Source organism: Streptomyces sp. NPDC042346 (assembly GCF_055581845.1).
In genome coordinates this window covers 479,654-493,638 of record NZ_JBVJEH010000005.1, presented here as the reverse complement: position 1 = coordinate 493,638, position 13,985 = coordinate 479,654, and the positions used below count along the sequence as shown (strand labels likewise).

Annotated in this window: 10 protein-coding genes; 3 read left to right on the top strand and 7 right to left on the bottom strand. The window is 73.0% G+C overall.

Features of this window, described 5'->3' with window-relative positions:
- Positions 1-164 precede the first annotated feature (164 nt).
- Entirely contained in the window at positions 165-1,721 is a 1,557-nt protein-coding gene (locus ACZ6K0_RS23690; RefSeq protein ID WP_376404266.1) for an acyl-CoA synthetase, read from the bottom strand.
- Complete coding sequence (locus ACZ6K0_RS23685; RefSeq protein ID WP_376404268.1) at positions 1,718-2,827, bottom strand: NAD(P)H-dependent flavin oxidoreductase; 1,110 nt, start codon at positions 2,825-2,827, stop codon at positions 1,718-1,720. Before ACZ6K0_RS23685 ends, ACZ6K0_RS23690 begins: the two co-directional genes overlap by 4 nt.
- Before the next feature lie 411 nt (positions 2,828-3,238).
- Between ACZ6K0_RS23685 and ACZ6K0_RS23680 the strand changes: the two genes are divergently transcribed.
- Positions 3,239-5,062 (top strand): serine hydrolase domain-containing protein, encoded by a 1,824-nt coding sequence (locus ACZ6K0_RS23680; protein WP_469230196.1) that lies wholly within the window; start codon positions 3,239-3,241, stop codon positions 5,060-5,062.
- A gap of 739 nt (positions 5,063-5,801) precedes the next feature.
- On the opposite strand, the gene ACZ6K0_RS23675 is transcribed toward ACZ6K0_RS23680, so the two are convergent.
- Positions 5,802-6,236 carry a hypothetical protein gene (locus ACZ6K0_RS23675; RefSeq protein WP_469230194.1) on the bottom strand — a complete coding sequence of 145 codons (435 nt, stop codon included), beginning with the start codon at positions 6,234-6,236 and terminating at the stop codon, positions 5,802-5,804.
- Between the two features lie 452 nt (positions 6,237-6,688).
- Between ACZ6K0_RS23675 and ACZ6K0_RS23670 the strand changes: the two genes are divergently transcribed.
- Together ACZ6K0_RS23670 and ACZ6K0_RS23665 are read left to right on the top strand one after the other, a co-directional pair.
- Positions 6,689-7,885, top strand: coding sequence for a sialidase family protein (locus ACZ6K0_RS23670; RefSeq protein WP_469230192.1), 1,197 nt, complete (start codon positions 6,689-6,691; stop codon positions 7,883-7,885).
- 35 nt (positions 7,886-7,920) lie between these two features.
- Entirely contained in the window at positions 7,921-8,757 is an 837-nt protein-coding gene (locus tag ACZ6K0_RS23665) for a LamG domain-containing protein (RefSeq protein WP_469230190.1), read from the top strand.
- An 84-nt stretch (positions 8,758-8,841) separates the two neighbouring features.
- On the opposite strand, the gene ACZ6K0_RS23660 is transcribed toward ACZ6K0_RS23665, so the two are convergent.
- From ACZ6K0_RS23660 to ACZ6K0_RS23645, 4 genes are all read right to left on the bottom strand, one after another.
- On the bottom strand, positions 8,842-9,750 hold the full coding sequence (locus ACZ6K0_RS23660) for a LysR family transcriptional regulator (protein WP_376404275.1): 909 nt from the start codon (positions 9,748-9,750) through the stop codon (positions 8,842-8,844).
- A gap of 40 nt (positions 9,751-9,790) precedes the next feature.
- Complete coding sequence (locus ACZ6K0_RS23655) at positions 9,791-10,984, bottom strand: glycine C-acetyltransferase (RefSeq protein ID WP_469230188.1); 1,194 nt, start codon at positions 10,982-10,984, stop codon at positions 9,791-9,793.
- 3 nt (positions 10,985-10,987) lie between these two features.
- Positions 10,988-12,022 carry an L-threonine 3-dehydrogenase gene (gene tdh / locus ACZ6K0_RS23650; RefSeq protein WP_376404279.1) on the bottom strand — a complete coding sequence of 345 codons (1,035 nt, stop codon included), beginning with the start codon at positions 12,020-12,022 and terminating at the stop codon, positions 10,988-10,990.
- A 245-nt stretch (positions 12,023-12,267) separates the two neighbouring features.
- Positions 12,268-13,836 (bottom strand): phytoene desaturase family protein, encoded by a 1,569-nt coding sequence (locus ACZ6K0_RS23645; RefSeq protein WP_469230186.1) that lies wholly within the window; start codon positions 13,834-13,836, stop codon positions 12,268-12,270.
- Positions 13,837-13,985: the final 149 nt, after the last annotated feature.

Genomic DNA, 13,985 nt, shown 5'->3' with positions numbered 1-13,985 from the left:
TCGGTGCCGTCGGCCCCGTCCTACGGAGCGGACCCCAGGCCGACCAGTTCCCGTGACGAGGGTCTGCCACAGGTCGTCGATCGCGTACGACCACTGCTGCTGACGGGTGGTCGCCACACGGTTGTCGTCCACGAGAGTGACCTGGCACGCCAGGTGCGGCCTGGTCACAGCGGGCGCTCGCGGCCCTCCCAGTACGGGTCGCGGAGGCGGCGCTTGTACAGCTTGCCGTTGGGGTCGCGGGGCATGGTGGTGATGAAGTCGACCGACTTGGGGCGCTTGAAGCCGGCGAGGCGGTCGCCGCAGTGGGCCAGGATCTCGTCGGCGAGCGCGGGCCCCGGCTCGTGTCCTTCGGCCGCCTCGACGACCGCCTTGACCTCCTCGCCCCAGTCGGCGTGGGGGATGCCGAAGGCGGCGGCGTCCGCGACGGCCGGGTGGGTGAGGAGCGCGGCCTCGATCTCGGCCGGGTAGATGTTGACCCCACCGGAGATGATCATGTCGATCTTGCGGTCGCGGAGGAAGAGGTAGCCGTCCGCGTCGAGGACGCCGAGGTCGCCGACGGTGAAGAAGTCGCCGATGCGGTTCTTCGCCGTCTTCGCCTCGTCCTTGTGGTACTGGAATCCGCCGGTGTTCATCTTCAGGTAGACGGTGCCCACTTCGCCGGGCGGCAGGCGCTTCCCGTCGTCGTCGAAGACGGCGAGCTCGCTGATCGGCCAGGCCCTGCCGACCGTGCCGGGCTTCTTCAGCCACTCCTCCGCCGTGGCGAAGGCGCCGCCGCCCTCGCTGGCGGCGTAGTACTCCTCGACGCACCGGCCCCACCAGTCGATCATCGCCCGCTTGACGTGCTCGGGGCAGGGCGCGGCGCCGTGGATGGCGTGGCGCATGGAGGAGACGTCGTACCGCTCCCGTACCTCCTCGGGGAGGGAGAGCAGGCGGTGGAACTGGGTGGGGACCATGTGGGTGTGGGTGCACGCGTACCGGTCGATGAGCCGCAGCATCTCCTCCGGCGTCCACCGGTCCATGAGGACCAGCGGGTGCCCGATGTGCAGGGCCGCGGAGGCGAACTGGAGGACGGCCGTGTGGTAGAGCGGCGAGCACACGAGGTGGACGTTGCCGTCGGCGGGCCGGATGCCGAAGATGCCGAGGAAGCCGCCGAGGGGGGTCTCCTCGGGGAGCCTGCCGGGCAGCGGGCGACGGATGCCCCGGGGGCGTCCGGTGGTCCCGGAGGTGTAGTTCATGACCCAGCCGAGCGTGCGGTCGGCGGGCGCGGAGCCGTCCTGCCCGTCGAGGAGTTCGGCGTACGGGCGGAAGCCGGGGACCGTGCCGACGGCGTACCGGTGGCTGGGGGCGAGCCCGGCCTCGTCGGCGGCGAGGGTCGCCGCCTCGCCGAACCGCTCGTGGGCCAGCAGGACCTTGGCGCCGGAGTCGGCGACGATCCAGGCGATCTCGGGGCCGACGAAGTGGTGGTTGACGGGGACCAGGTAGAACCCGGCCTGGGTGGCGGCGAGATGGGCCGTGAAGAACTCGGGGCCGTTGGGCAGGACGACCGCGAAGGCGTCGCCGCGTTCGAGTCCGGCGGCGCGCAGCCCGTGGACGAGCCGATTGGCCTCGGTGTGCAGCCGGCCGGCGGTCCACTCCTCGCCGTCGGGGGCGACGAGCACCGTACGGCCGGGGTCGGCGGCGGCCTGCGCCCAGAATCCGGCAGGGCTGGTGGACTGGCTCATTCCGCGCTCCGTCCCGCGATGCGGTTGATGCGGTCGACGGCCTTCTCGAAGCCCCGGGTGAGCTCGTCGACGACCTGCTGGACACTGCGCTCGGAGTTCATCCGGCCGACGATCTGCCCGACGGGCGTGCCGAGGAGCGGATCGACCTCGTACTTCTGGATACGGGACACGGCCTCGGCGACGAGGAGTCCCTGGAGCGGCATGGGGAGCGGGCCGGGGCCCGCCGGGTCGTCCCAGGCGTCGGTCCATTCGGTACGGAGCTGGCGCGCGGGCTTGCCGGTCAGCGCGCGGGAGCGGACCGTGTCGCCGGAGCCGGCGGCGAGGAGCTTGGCGGTCAGGGCGCGCGAGTGCAGGTCGGCCTCGGTGGTGGTGAGCCAGATCGAACCGAGCCAGACGCCCTGGGCGCCGAGGGCGAGTCCGGCGGCGATCTGCTCTCCGCTGCCGATGCCGCCGGCGGCGAGCACGGGCAGCGGGGACACCGCCTCGACGACCTCGGGAGTGAGGACCATGGACGCGATCTCGCCTGTGTGGCCGCCCGCCTCGTACCCCTGGGCGACGACGACGTCGATGCCGGCGTCGGCGTGGTGGCGGGCGTGGCGGGCGCTGCCCGCGAGGGCGGCGACGAGGACCCCGTGGTCGTGGGCGCGGGCGACGACGTCCGGGGGCGGGGAGCCGAGGGCGTTGGCGAGCAGTTTGATCGGGTAGTCGAAGGCAACGTCGAGCTGGCCGCGGGCGACCTGCTCCATCCAGCCGGTGATCCGCCAGCCGGAGGCCTCGCCCTCGGCGAGTTCGGGCACGCCGTGCTTGGCGAGGGTCGCGCGGACGAACGCGCGGTGCTCCTCGGGGATCATGGCCTCGACGTCCGCCTCGCTGACGCCTTCGACCTTCTTGGCGGGCATCACGACGTCGAGGCCGTAGGGCAGCCCGTCCGTGTGCTCCTGCATCCAGTCGAGGTCGCGCGCGAGGTCGTCGGGCGCGGTGTAGCGGACCGCGCCGAGAACTCCGAATCCGCCGGCTCTGGTGAGGGCGGCGGCCACCGCGGGGAAGGGCGTGAAGCCGAAGATGGCGTGCTCGATCCCCAGGGTGCGACTCAGCTCCGTCTTCATGGGCGGCAGGATGCCGCAGCGGCGCGGCGGAGGGAAGAGATTTTCTGATGCTGCGTCAGATTCTTTGGTCACGGCGCCCCCGCCTCGGATGCCGCCCGCCGCGCCTCACCCTCCTTCCGAGGCGTCGGGGACCGACGCGGCGTCCCGTCGCGCGCGGCGCTCTGCTCGTTGCGCATCCAGCGCGGCCCTCGCCGCGGCGGCCTCCCGCTCCACCCGCTCCGTCAACAGACGCACCCGGGCCTCCCGCTCCGCACCGGTCAAGCCCGTGAGACCCAGCCTGGCGTCACGTTCCTCCTGGGACACGGCGCCCCTCCTCATCCTCGGTCGGCCCCATCGTCCCCGCTGCGCATCCGGTCGTACAGCGTCGGCACGTCGACGTTTCGTCGCGGCTCCTCGTGGGAGAGGGTGGGCATGACGGAGGATGCGGCACGAGACGGAGTTCTGAGCCGGCGCGCGTTCGGCGGCGGCGTACTGGCCCTGGGAGGCGCGGTGGTGATCGGTGCGGTGCCCGGGGCCGCGGCGGCGCCGGGGTCCGAGGGGACCGGGGCCGAGGCGACGGGGGCCGAAGGGGCGGGGTCCGCAGGTGCGGGACCCGGGCGGGCCGCGCGGCGGACGACCCTGCGGCGCGGGTCGGCCGAGCGGGCCGGGCTGCTCCCCGCGCAGCTGGACCGGCTGGTCGCCGACGCCGAGGCCTTCCTCGCTCCCTCCCCCACGCACCCCTGGTACGCGGGGGCCGTGCTGCTCGCCGGGCGCGGCGGGACCGTCGCCCTGCACCGGCCGATCGGCTCGGCCGTGCGGTACTCCGCGTACGACGAGAAGACGGACACGGGCGTCGAGCTGCCGCCGGAGGAGCAGCTCCCGATGACCGAGGACACGGTCTTCGACCTGGCGTCCGTCTCCAAGCTCTTCACCTCGATCCTGGCGGTGCAGCAGATCGAGCGCGGGGCGCTCGATCTGGAGGCGAAGGTCACCGCGTACCTCCCGGAGTTCGGGGGCGGCGGGAAGCAGGACGTCACGGTACGTCAGCTGCTCACGCACACCTCGGGGTTCCGGTCCTGGATCCCGCTGTACCGGGAGCCGACCCGGGAGGGGAAGCTGCGACTGCTGTGGAACGAGGTGCCGGCGAACCCGCCGGGCTCCGCGTACCTCTACTCCGATCTGAATCTGATCTCGCTCCAGCTGATCCTGGAGGAGATCACCGGTCACGGTCTGGAGGTCCTGCTCCACGACGAGATCACCGCTCCGCTCGGGATGCACCGCACGCGTTTCAATCCACCGCTCTCCTGGCGGGCGGACATCGCCGCCACCGAGGACGCCCGGCGCCCCTGGTCCGGCCTCGACCGGGGCATGGTGCGGGGCGAGGTCCACGACGAGAACGCCTACAGCATGGGCGGAGTCGCCGGCCACGCCGGGATCTTCTCCCGCGCCTGGGACCTCGCGATCCTGGCCCGCACCCTCCTCAACGGCGGCGCGTACGGCCGGGCCCGCATCCTCTCCCCCGAGTCCGTGGAGCTGATGTTCACCGACTTCAACACCGCCTTCCCCGGCGACGAGCACGGCCTCGGATTCGAGCTCTACCAGCACTGGTACATGGGCGCGATGGCCACGCCTCGCACGGCCGGTCACACCGGATTCACCGGGACCAGCCTCGTCCTCGACCCGACGACCGACGCCTTCCTGATCGTCCTCGGCAACTCGGTCCACCCCGTGCGCTCGTGGCGGTCCGGCTCGGCGCCCCGGGTCGCCGCGGCGAACGGCCTGGCCCGCGCCGTCCCCGTCCGCCCCGCCCGGGGCCGTACCGCCTGGTTCTCGGGCATGGTGAGCGCCACCACCGCCACGCTGACGCCCCCTCAGGTCCCGGGCGCCGCTCGCCTGGAGTGCGCGCTGTGGTGGGACACCGAGCCGGGCGCCGACCCGGTCGCCCTGGAGGCCTCGGCCGACGGCGGCACGACCTGGCAGCCGGTGCCCTTCACCACGGACGGCCGCACCGAGCACCCGACCGGCGCCGTCGGCGGCTGGTCCGGCCGCGTCTGGCACACCGTGTCCGCGCCGCTGCCCGGGCCGGACACCCTCCTCCGCTGGCGGTACACCACGGACCAGCGGTACGTGGGGCGGGGCGTGTACGTGGACGGGCTGCGGCTTCTCGACAGCGCGGGACGCCCCGTGTTCGACGAGGTGCGGCCGGCTGACGGAGCGCGGATCGATGCCAACGGCTGGACCAGGTCGGCCGATTGAGAGGTACGGGGCAGGCCCCGGGGGGAACCGCCGGGACGGAGTGCGCACAGTGATCACGTGCGGTACCGTCCCGGCGGGAAGATCTCACCGGGGGGGATGAGACGAACGCCTGGCCGAGCGTCTGTCGCGTCGCCCGTTCGCGGTGCCCTTCCGGTCCGCGGGGGTCGCCGCAACCGGCCCGCTGACGAACGCGGCACAACCGCCTCCAGGCCCAGCCGCCCCATCGTCCTTGATCTCGGTCGCCGGCCGAGGCGAGCCCCAGCAGCCGGGCCTGCTGCGGATCCAGAGCCGCCAGCTCGGCGGCCGCGCCACCGGCTCGCAGCCACTGCCCGCCGCCGGCTCCCCGAACGTCAGCCCGCCTCCCGCAGCCCTCAGTAGACCCGGCCTCAGCCCCAGCGGATCCCAGCGCCAACGTCAGGTGGACCTTGACCGGATCGCCGAACACGCCCTCGCGGACGAACACCGGCAGGCCTTCCCAGTTCGACAGCTCCTGCTCGGTGGGGCGCGGGGCGCAGGGGGGCCGGCCGCCCGGCTCTGCCGGGCCGGACCTCGGTGAGGACTTCTCCGGCCCGGCCCGTACACGCACTCTGAGTTCGCGGCCCCCGAGGCGGTCTGTGTCCGGAGGTTCCGGTGCCGTTCCCGGGGCGGGGTGCTGTCGCAGGGGCTCAGAGTGCGTGGGTCACCGGGGTGGCGGCGAGTCGCTCTTGGTGCGGGCTCGGGAGCCGGGTGGAGCCTCTGGTCAGCAGGACACCACGGCCGAGACGGTCGCGGTCGACGGGGGCCAGCCCCCCTGGTTCACGGAGAAGTTGCCGGTGACCGTCGAACCGCACGGCGCGGTGGTGACGATGCTGCCGACCGAGGTCGCGCCCGCCTGCACGAGCACGGTCGGGTTGATGGGCGCGATCGGGGCGCCGCCGACGACCGTGCCGGAGACCGTGAAGCCGACCTGCTGGGGCTGCCACCCGGAGTTGGTCGTGGCTGCGACCCCGTAGAAGCGGACCTGGTTGCCGGTCACCTCGACACAGGCCCTGGTCAGTAGGATCCCGGGCGCACCGGGGGTGCCGCAGGTGACGACGGCGCCGACCGGCCCGGTCGGCGCGGCGACGGCTTCCTGGCCGGTGGCCAGGGTAGCCAGGGTCGCAGCGGCGACCGCAACAGTGGCAAGACTCTTCATGGGGTCCCTCCCTCTTCCGTTGCCCTCATCTGAGAGCAATGTGAAATGTCACATACCTTGCGGGTGGATCATGGCAGTGCACCGAGGTGGGCAGCGCCGGATTCCGAGGGGAAAGGTATTTTTCTCCTGGTTCCGGCCACCGAATGGCCTGAATGCCGTGTCAGAGGCCACGCAAGAAGCTGCCGCACTCGCACGATGTCGGCGGCGAAGGACGTAGGGGCTCACTGCCCGGATGCCCCGCCTGCGCGGGACCTGGCGGATGGCCTGGGACGAGTACACCTTGCCTGCGATGACCGCGTCAGGCCTGACGCGGGGGCCGCCCGACGCCGGCCAGGTGCGCCACACCACGGCCGCTGCAGCTGCCGACCACGTCGGTGACAGGTATCGAGCTCAGGTGACGACTATCGCGCTCCGGCACATTCGCCTTCGCCTTCACATCGAGGTGTTCCTTCATGCTGCCCCTGTCCGAGCGCCGCCCACCGGGCGCGCGCCGCTTCGCGCTGTCCGCCTGGCTGTGCGCGCTCTCCCTCGCCGTCCTGGCGGCGGTCGTCCTCGCGGTCACGCCGCCGTCGCGCGCGGCCGCGTCGGCGCCGCCCGCGATGACCGCCGCGACCGCCACGAACACGACGAACACGACGACGGCCGCCGCCGCCGTCACCACCGCATCGCTCACGACGCAGGTGTCCACCACCCCGTTCAAGGCACGCGAGAACTACTACTGCACGCGCATACCGGCCCTCGTCACCAGCACGACCGGCGCGCTCCTCGCCTTCGCCGAGGGCCGTACGCGGCTGACGACGACCGGCTGCCACGACGTCGGCGACAACGACATCGTGCTCAAGAGGTCCCTCGACGGCGGTGCGACCTGGATGGACATCCAGGTCGTCGTCGGCGCGGGCGACGCGCTCGCGCACGGCAACCCCGCCCCCGTCGTGGACGCGGTGACCGGCCGGATCACCCTGCTGTACTCCAGCAGCGACTGGAACCGCGACGCGGCCAAGCCCGCGCGCGGCGGCTTCCCCCGTACCGTCCACGCCGTGCACAGCACGGACAATGGGCAGACCTGGTCCCCGAGCGTCGAGCTGCCGCAGCTGAAGGCCACGGGGTGGACCTGGGTGTCCACCGGCCCCGGCCACGGCATCCAGCTCGACCGCGGGCCGCACCACGGCCGGCTGATCGTGCCCGGCGACCACACGGCGGGGAACAACACGACCGCGGGCGCCCACCTGTCCTACAGCGACGACGGCGGTCTGACCTGGCAGCTCGGCGCCACGACCACGCCCGTCAGCAAGTCCGGTTCGTTCCCTGCCGAGTTGACGGTCGCGCAGACCGTCGACGGCGGCGTGTACGTCAACGCGCGCAACTCCGAGCCCACCCGCTGCGCCACCAACGAGCACCGGCTGGAGACCACGAGCGCCGACGGCGACGCCACCTTCGCCGCGCCCTTCACCCCGGTGGCCAACCTGGACACCTCCCCGACGTTCGGCTCGCTGCTGCGGCTGCACGCGCAGGACCGCGACGGCAAGCCCGACCGGCTCCTCTACTCCGGTCCCTCGCGGCTCGGCCCCAGCCCGCTGGAGGACCGGCGTGAGCTGGCCGTCCGCTCCTCGTACGACGAGGGCAGACCTGGAAGACGGTCGGCACCCTGATCTCGCCGGCCCGCACCGGCTACTCCGACCTGGCGGTGCGGGCCGACGGCTCCCTCGGCGTCCTGTACGAGACGGCCGGCAACATCCCGCACGGCAACCTCGTCTTCACGGCCTTCACCGAGAACGACACGGACGACGCCGCGACCGAGCTGCGCCGCCCGCGCACCGCCGACACCCGCGAGCGGGCGCCCGGCGAGGCCGGCAACCACGCCGTCGTCCACGGCGGGGCCGCGCTCGGAGCGCGCGGCGGCGGCAAGGCCATGGAGCTCGACGGCCAGGACGACTACCTGCGGCTCGTCTGCTCTCCGTCCCTGCGGGTCGACGACGGGAACTTCACCGTCACGGCCTGGTTCCGGCACTCGGCGACCACCGACACGCTCCCGCTCGTGTGGGCGTACGGGATGCCGGGCACCGACCCGCTGAAGAAGGGCCGGCACTTCTCCGTCCGGGCCGAACCCGGTACGGGCGTCCTGCGCGCCACGGTCGGCACGGACATCGGTTCCACGGAGGTGACCCTGCCCTCCTCGTACAACGACGGCGCATGGCACCACGTCGTGTTCACCCGCGAAGGCCTCACCCTCGGCCTCGCGGTGGACGGGGGCCTTCCGGCCACGGCCGTCATGCCGGCGGGGAGCTCGGCGGCGGACCGGAACCTCACCCCCGCGGCCGAGTTCAACATCCACATCGGCGCCCGGCCCGACTTCCCCAACCAGCCGGCAGGGGTCGCCCAGCTCTTCCGCGGCGCCCTGGACGACGTGCGTCTCTTCGGGCGCGCGCTCACCCCTGACGAGGCGGCCCTGGTGAAGGACGGCTCGCTCGCCGTGGCCACCGGGGACGAGCGTCTCCGCCTCGGATTCTCCACCGTCTGGTAGCCGGGTCGACCCCCTCGGCGGCGAGCGGGCGCCCGCCCGTCGAGGGGGTCGGTCTCCGTTGGCGAGGGGGCAGTTTCCGTTGGGTCAGTCGTCGGTTTCCGACGCCGTGCGCAGGGCGGTCAGTACGGGGCTGATCAGGGGGTGTTCCTCCGCGCCGCGCCGGACTGCGGCGAAGACCCTGCGGGTCGGGGCGACGCCGTCGATCGGGCGGACCTCCACGCCGGACAGATCCGTGCCGCGCAGCGCCGAACGCGGCACGAGCGCCACGCCGGCGGACGCCGCCGCGAGGGCGACGACCGCGCGGAAGTCATCGGACGAGTGCTCCGGACGCAGCGTGAAACCGGCGTACTCGCAGGCCAGGACGGTCACGTCGTGGCAGGGGTTCCCGGCGGACTGGCCGATCCAGGCGTCCTTGGCGAGGTCGCCGAGTGCGACCCGCTCCCCGGCCGCCAGGGGATGGCCGGGCGGCAGCACCGCGTCGAAGGGTTCCGCGTAGAGCGGGACGCGGGTGAGGCGGGCGTCGTCCTCGCCCGGGGCTCCGCGGTACTCGACCGCGACGGCCACGTCGACCTGCCGGTCGAGGACCATCATCAGGCTCTCATCGCCCTCGGCGTCCCGTACCCGGACCCGGATGCCGGGCGCGGTGCGGGCCAGGGCCGTGAGGGCCGGGGCCACCACGAGTCCGATGCCGGTGGCGAAGGCGGCGACCGTGACCGTACCGGCCTCGCCGGAGCTGTAGGCGGCGAGTTCGGACTCGGCGCGCTCCAGCTGGGCGAGGACGGCGTTGGCGTGGCTGAGCAGGATCTCGCCGGCCGGGGTGAGGCGCGCGCCCCGGGCGCTGCGGTCCACCAGGCGGTGGCCGGTCTCCTGCTCCAGGGCGGCGAGCTGCTGGGAGACCGCGGAGGGGGTGAGATAGAGCGCGGCGGCCGCCGCCGTGACCGTACGGTGGTCCGCCACCGCACGGAGGATGTGCAACCGCCGCGCTTCGATCATGCTCCTAGTTTCGCAGGCCGCGGGGCCTGCGCCCGCCACGCTAGAGGGCGGCGCGGGCCTCGACGAACGCGTCCACGACCCGGTTCACGTCCTCCGTGGAGTGCGCGGCGGACAGCTGGACGCGGATGCGCGCCTGGCCCTGCGGCACGACCGGGTACGAGAAGCCGATCACGTACACGCCGCGCTCCAGGAGGAGCTCGGCCATCCGGCCGGCGACGGCCGCGTCACCGATCATGACGGGGGCGATGGCGTGGTCGCCGGGGAGGATGTCGAAGCCCTCCTCGGTCATGCGGGAGCGGAAGAGCGCCGTGTTGGCGTTCAGCCGGTCGCGCAGGTCGCCGGCGGACTCCAGGAGGTCGAGGACCTTGAGGGAGGCGGCGGCGATGACCGGGGCGAGGGTGTTGGAGAAGAGGTACGGGCGCGACCGCTGGCGCAGCAGGGCGACGATCTCGGCGCGGGCCGCGACGTAGCCGCCGGAGGCGCCGCCGAGGGCCTTGCCCAGGGTGCCGGTGATGATGTCGACGCGGTCCATGACGCCGTGCAGCTCGGGGGTGCCGCGGCCGCCGGGGCCGACGAAGCCGACGGCGTGCGAGTCGTCGACCATGACCATGGCGTCGTACCGCTCGGCCAGGTCGCAGATCTCGGCGAGCGGGGCGACGTAGCCGTCCATCGAGAAGACGCCGTCGGTGACGATCAGCTTGCGGCGGGCGCCGCCCTCGGTGGCCTCCTTGAGCTGCTGCTCCAGGTCGGCCATGTCTCGGTTGGCGTAGCGGAAGCGGCGGGCCTTGGAGAGGCGGATGCCGTCGATGATCGACGCGTGGTTGAGGGCGTCGGAGATGACGGCGTCCTCGGCGCCGAGGATCGTCTCGAAGACGCCGCCGTTGGCGTCGAAGCAGGAGGAGTAGAGGATCGTGTCCTCCTGGCCGAGGAAGGCCGAGAGGCGCGCCTCCAGCTCCTTGTGCACCTCCTGCGTGCCGCAGATGAAGCGGACGGACGCCATGCCGTAGCCCCAGCGGTCGAGGGCCTCGTGGGCGGCGGCGACCACGTCGGGGTGGTCGGCCAGGCCCAGGTAGTTGTTGGCGCAGAAGTTGAGGACCTCGCCGGGGCGGCCGCCCGCGGTGACGGCGACGGTGGCCGACTGGGGGGTGCCGATCACGCGCTCGGGCTTGTGGAGGCCGGCCTCGCGGATCTCTTCGAGGGTGGCACGGATGTCGTCGCGTACGGAATCGAACATGGGTCAGGCTCCCGCAGTCCAGTCGAGGATGATCTTGCCGCTCTTGCCGGAGGCCGCGTCGTCGAAGGCGGCCTCGAAGTCGGTGTACGCGTACCGGCCGGTGACGACGGGGGCCAGGTCGAGGCCCGCCTCCAGGAGCACCGACATCGCGTACCAGGTCTCGAACATCTCGCGGCCGTAGATGCCCTTGACCGTGATCATGGACGTAACGATCTTCGCCCAGTCGACGGCGAAGTCCTCGCTGGGCAGGCCCAGCATGGCGATCTTTCCGCCGTTGGTCATGTTGGCGACCATGTCGCGCATGGCGTGCGGGTTGCCCGACATCTCCAGGCCGACGTCGAAGCCCTCCTTCAGACCGAGGGTGCGCTGGCCGTCGGCGATGGTCTGCTCGGCGACGTTGAGGGCGAGGGTGACGCCCGTCTTGCGCGCCAGGGCCAGGCGCTCCTCGCTGACGTCGGTGATGACGACGTTGCGGGCGCCGGCGTGCTTGGCGACGGCGGCGGCCATGATGCCGATCGGGCCCGCGCCGGTGACGAGGACGTCCTCGCCGACGAGCGGGAAGGAGAGTGCCGTGTGCACGGCGTTGCCGAAGGGGTCGAAGATCGCGGCGATGTCGAGGTCGACGGGGACGCGGTGCACCCACACGTTGGACGCGGGCAGCGCCACGTATTCGGCGAAGGCGCCGTCCCGGCCGACGCCGAGGCCGACGGTGGCGCGGCAGAGGTGGCGGCGGCCGGCGAGACAGTTGCGGCACTTGCCGCAGACGAGGTGGCCCTCGCCGCTGACCAGGTCGCCGACGGCGATGTCGGAGACGTCACGGCCGACGGAGACGACCTCGCCGACGAACTCGTGGCCGATCGTCAGCGGCGTGGCGATGGACTTCTGCGCCCAGCCGTCCCAGGAGCGGATGTGGAGGTCGGTTCCGCAGATACCGGTCCGCTTGACCTTGATCAGTACGTCCCCGGGGCCGGTCTCCGGCTCGGGCACGTCCGTGAGCCAGAGTCCCGGCTCCGCCTTCAGCTTGACCAGCGCCTTCAATGCAACGGCTCCCGACGTGCGTGTCCTGTGATGTGCGGGCGTGGGCACGACTGTGTGCCCAAGATCCCTGGAAGAGAATCTTCCGTACGCGGGGCTCCGGGTCCATCGAGGATTTCTTAAGCGCGCTCGCAGATCAGCTTCACGCCCCTGGCGGGGAGCGGGTCGGCGTCAACCTGGGCGCGCTGCTCGGTCACCGCCGTCCGGTACCGCCGTCCGGTCACCGGCGCCCGGTCACCGCCGTTCCGTCACCGCCCCAGCGCGGCCATCGCGGCGTTGTGGCCGGGGACGCCGCTGACTCCCCCGCCCCGGATCGCGCCCGCTCCGCACAGCAGCACGTTGGCGTGGCGGGTCTCGACGCCCCAGCGGCCGGTGTCCCCGTCCCCGTACGGGAAGGAGAGGTCTCGGTGGAAGATGTGGCCGCCGGGCAGCCGCAGCTCGCGTTCGAGGTCGAGCGGGGTCTTCGCCTCGATGCAGGGGCGGCCGTCCTCGTCGAGGGCGAGACAGTCGGCGATCGGCTCGTCGAGGTGGGCGTCGAGCTGGGCGAGGGTCGCCTTGAGGAGTGCGGCGCGGGTGCCGTCGTTGTCGGCGGCGAACAGCCGGGCGGGGGTGTGCAGCCCGAAGAGGGTGAGGGTCTGGTGGCCGCGGGCGGCGAGCTCGGGGCCGAGGATCGTGGGGTCGGTCAGGGAGTGGCAGTAGATCTCGGAGGGCGGGGCCGAGGGGAGGTGGCCGGCGGCGGCCTCGGCGTGGGCGGCGGCCAGCTGCCCGTACCCCTCGGCGATGTGGAAGGTCCCGGCGAAGGCCTCGCGCGGGTCGACGGAGCGGTCGCGGAGCCTCGGCAGCCGGGTGAGGAGCATGTTGACCTTGAGCTGCGCGCCTTCCGGGGGCGGCGGGGGCGTCTCGCCGAGCAGGGCCGCGAGCTCCTGCGGAGAGGCGTTGACGAGGACCCGACCGGCCTCGACGGTGCCCTCGCCGTCGGCGGTGCGGTAGGTGATCGCGGCGCGGCGGCCGTCGGTCTCGATGCGGGTGGCCTCGTGACCGGTGAGGACGTGGGCCCCGGCGGTGCGGGCCGCGTCCGCGAGGGCGTCGGTGAGGGCGCCCATGCCGCCGACGGGGACGTCCCAGTCGCCGGTGCCGCCGCCGATGACGTGATAGAGGAAGCAGCGGTTCTGGAGGAGCGTGGGGTCGTGGGCGTCGGCGAACGTGCCGATGAGCGCGTCGGTGAGGACGACTCCGCGGACGAGGTCGTCGGCGAAGCTCCGCTCGACGGTCACGCCGAGGGGTTCCTCGAAGAGCATCCGCCAGGTCTCGGCGTCGTCGAGGCGGGCGCGGAGCGCGGCGCGGGTGGGCAGGGGCTCGGTGAGGGTGGGGAAGATCCGGCGTGCGGCCCGGCCGGTGCGGCCGTAGAAGGCCTGCCAGGCCTCGTACTCGCGGTGGGAGCCGGTGAGCGCGGCGAAGGAGGCCCGGGTGCGCTCGGGCCCTCCGCCGACGAGGAGGCCGCTGTCGCCCTTCGGCGTGTACGAGGAGACCGACCGTTTCCGTACGGCGAAGCGCAGCCCCAGCTCCCGCACGATCTTCTCGGGGAGGAGCGAGACGAGGTACGAGTACCGGGAGAGCCGGGCGTCGACCCCGGCGAAGGGCCGCGTGGAGACGGCGGCCCCGCCGGTCGAGCCGAGCCGCTCAAGGACGAGGACGGACCGGCCGGCCCGGGCCAGGTAGGCGGCGGCGACGAGGCCGTTGTGGCCGCCGCCGACGACGACGGCGTCGTACGCGCGGGGTGCGGTGGGGACGCCGGGAAGCGGATCACGGACGGTCATGGCTCATGCTCACACGGCCTCGACGGGCCGGGGAAGAGGCAGGACCGGGGAGCCCTCGGAGCACCCGGGGAGCCCTCGGAGCTCCCAGGGAGCGCTACGGCAGCGAGCCGGTACGTGTCCCCGCCCGAGATCGCGCCGCACAGCCCGGG

Excerpts from the sequence above, each read along its gene's own strand:
- ACZ6K0_RS23645 (WP_469230186.1), bottom strand. The coding sequence starts at position 13,836 with ATGACCGTCCGTGATCCGCTTCCCGGCGTCCCCACCGCACCCCGCGCG.
- ACZ6K0_RS23680 (WP_469230196.1), top strand. The coding sequence starts at position 3,239 with ATGACGGAGGATGCGGCACGAGACGGAGTTCTGAGCCGGCGCGCGTTC.
- ACZ6K0_RS23655 (WP_469230188.1), bottom strand. The coding sequence starts at position 10,984 with ATGTTCGATTCCGTACGCGACGACATCCGTGCCACCCTCGAAGAGATC.
- ACZ6K0_RS23675 (WP_469230194.1), bottom strand. The coding sequence starts at position 6,236 with ATGAAGAGTCTTGCCACTGTTGCGGTCGCCGCTGCGACCCTGGCTACC.
- ACZ6K0_RS23690 (WP_376404266.1), bottom strand. The coding sequence starts at position 1,721 with ATGAGCCAGTCCACCAGCCCTGCCGGATTCTGGGCGCAGGCCGCCGCC.
- ACZ6K0_RS23670 (WP_469230192.1), top strand. The coding sequence starts at position 6,689 with ATGCTGCCCCTGTCCGAGCGCCGCCCACCGGGCGCGCGCCGCTTCGCG.
- ACZ6K0_RS23685 (WP_376404268.1), bottom strand. The coding sequence starts at position 2,827 with ATGAAGACGGAGCTGAGTCGCACCCTGGGGATCGAGCACGCCATCTTC.
- ACZ6K0_RS23660 (WP_376404275.1), bottom strand. The coding sequence starts at position 9,750 with ATGATCGAAGCGCGGCGGTTGCACATCCTCCGTGCGGTGGCGGACCAC.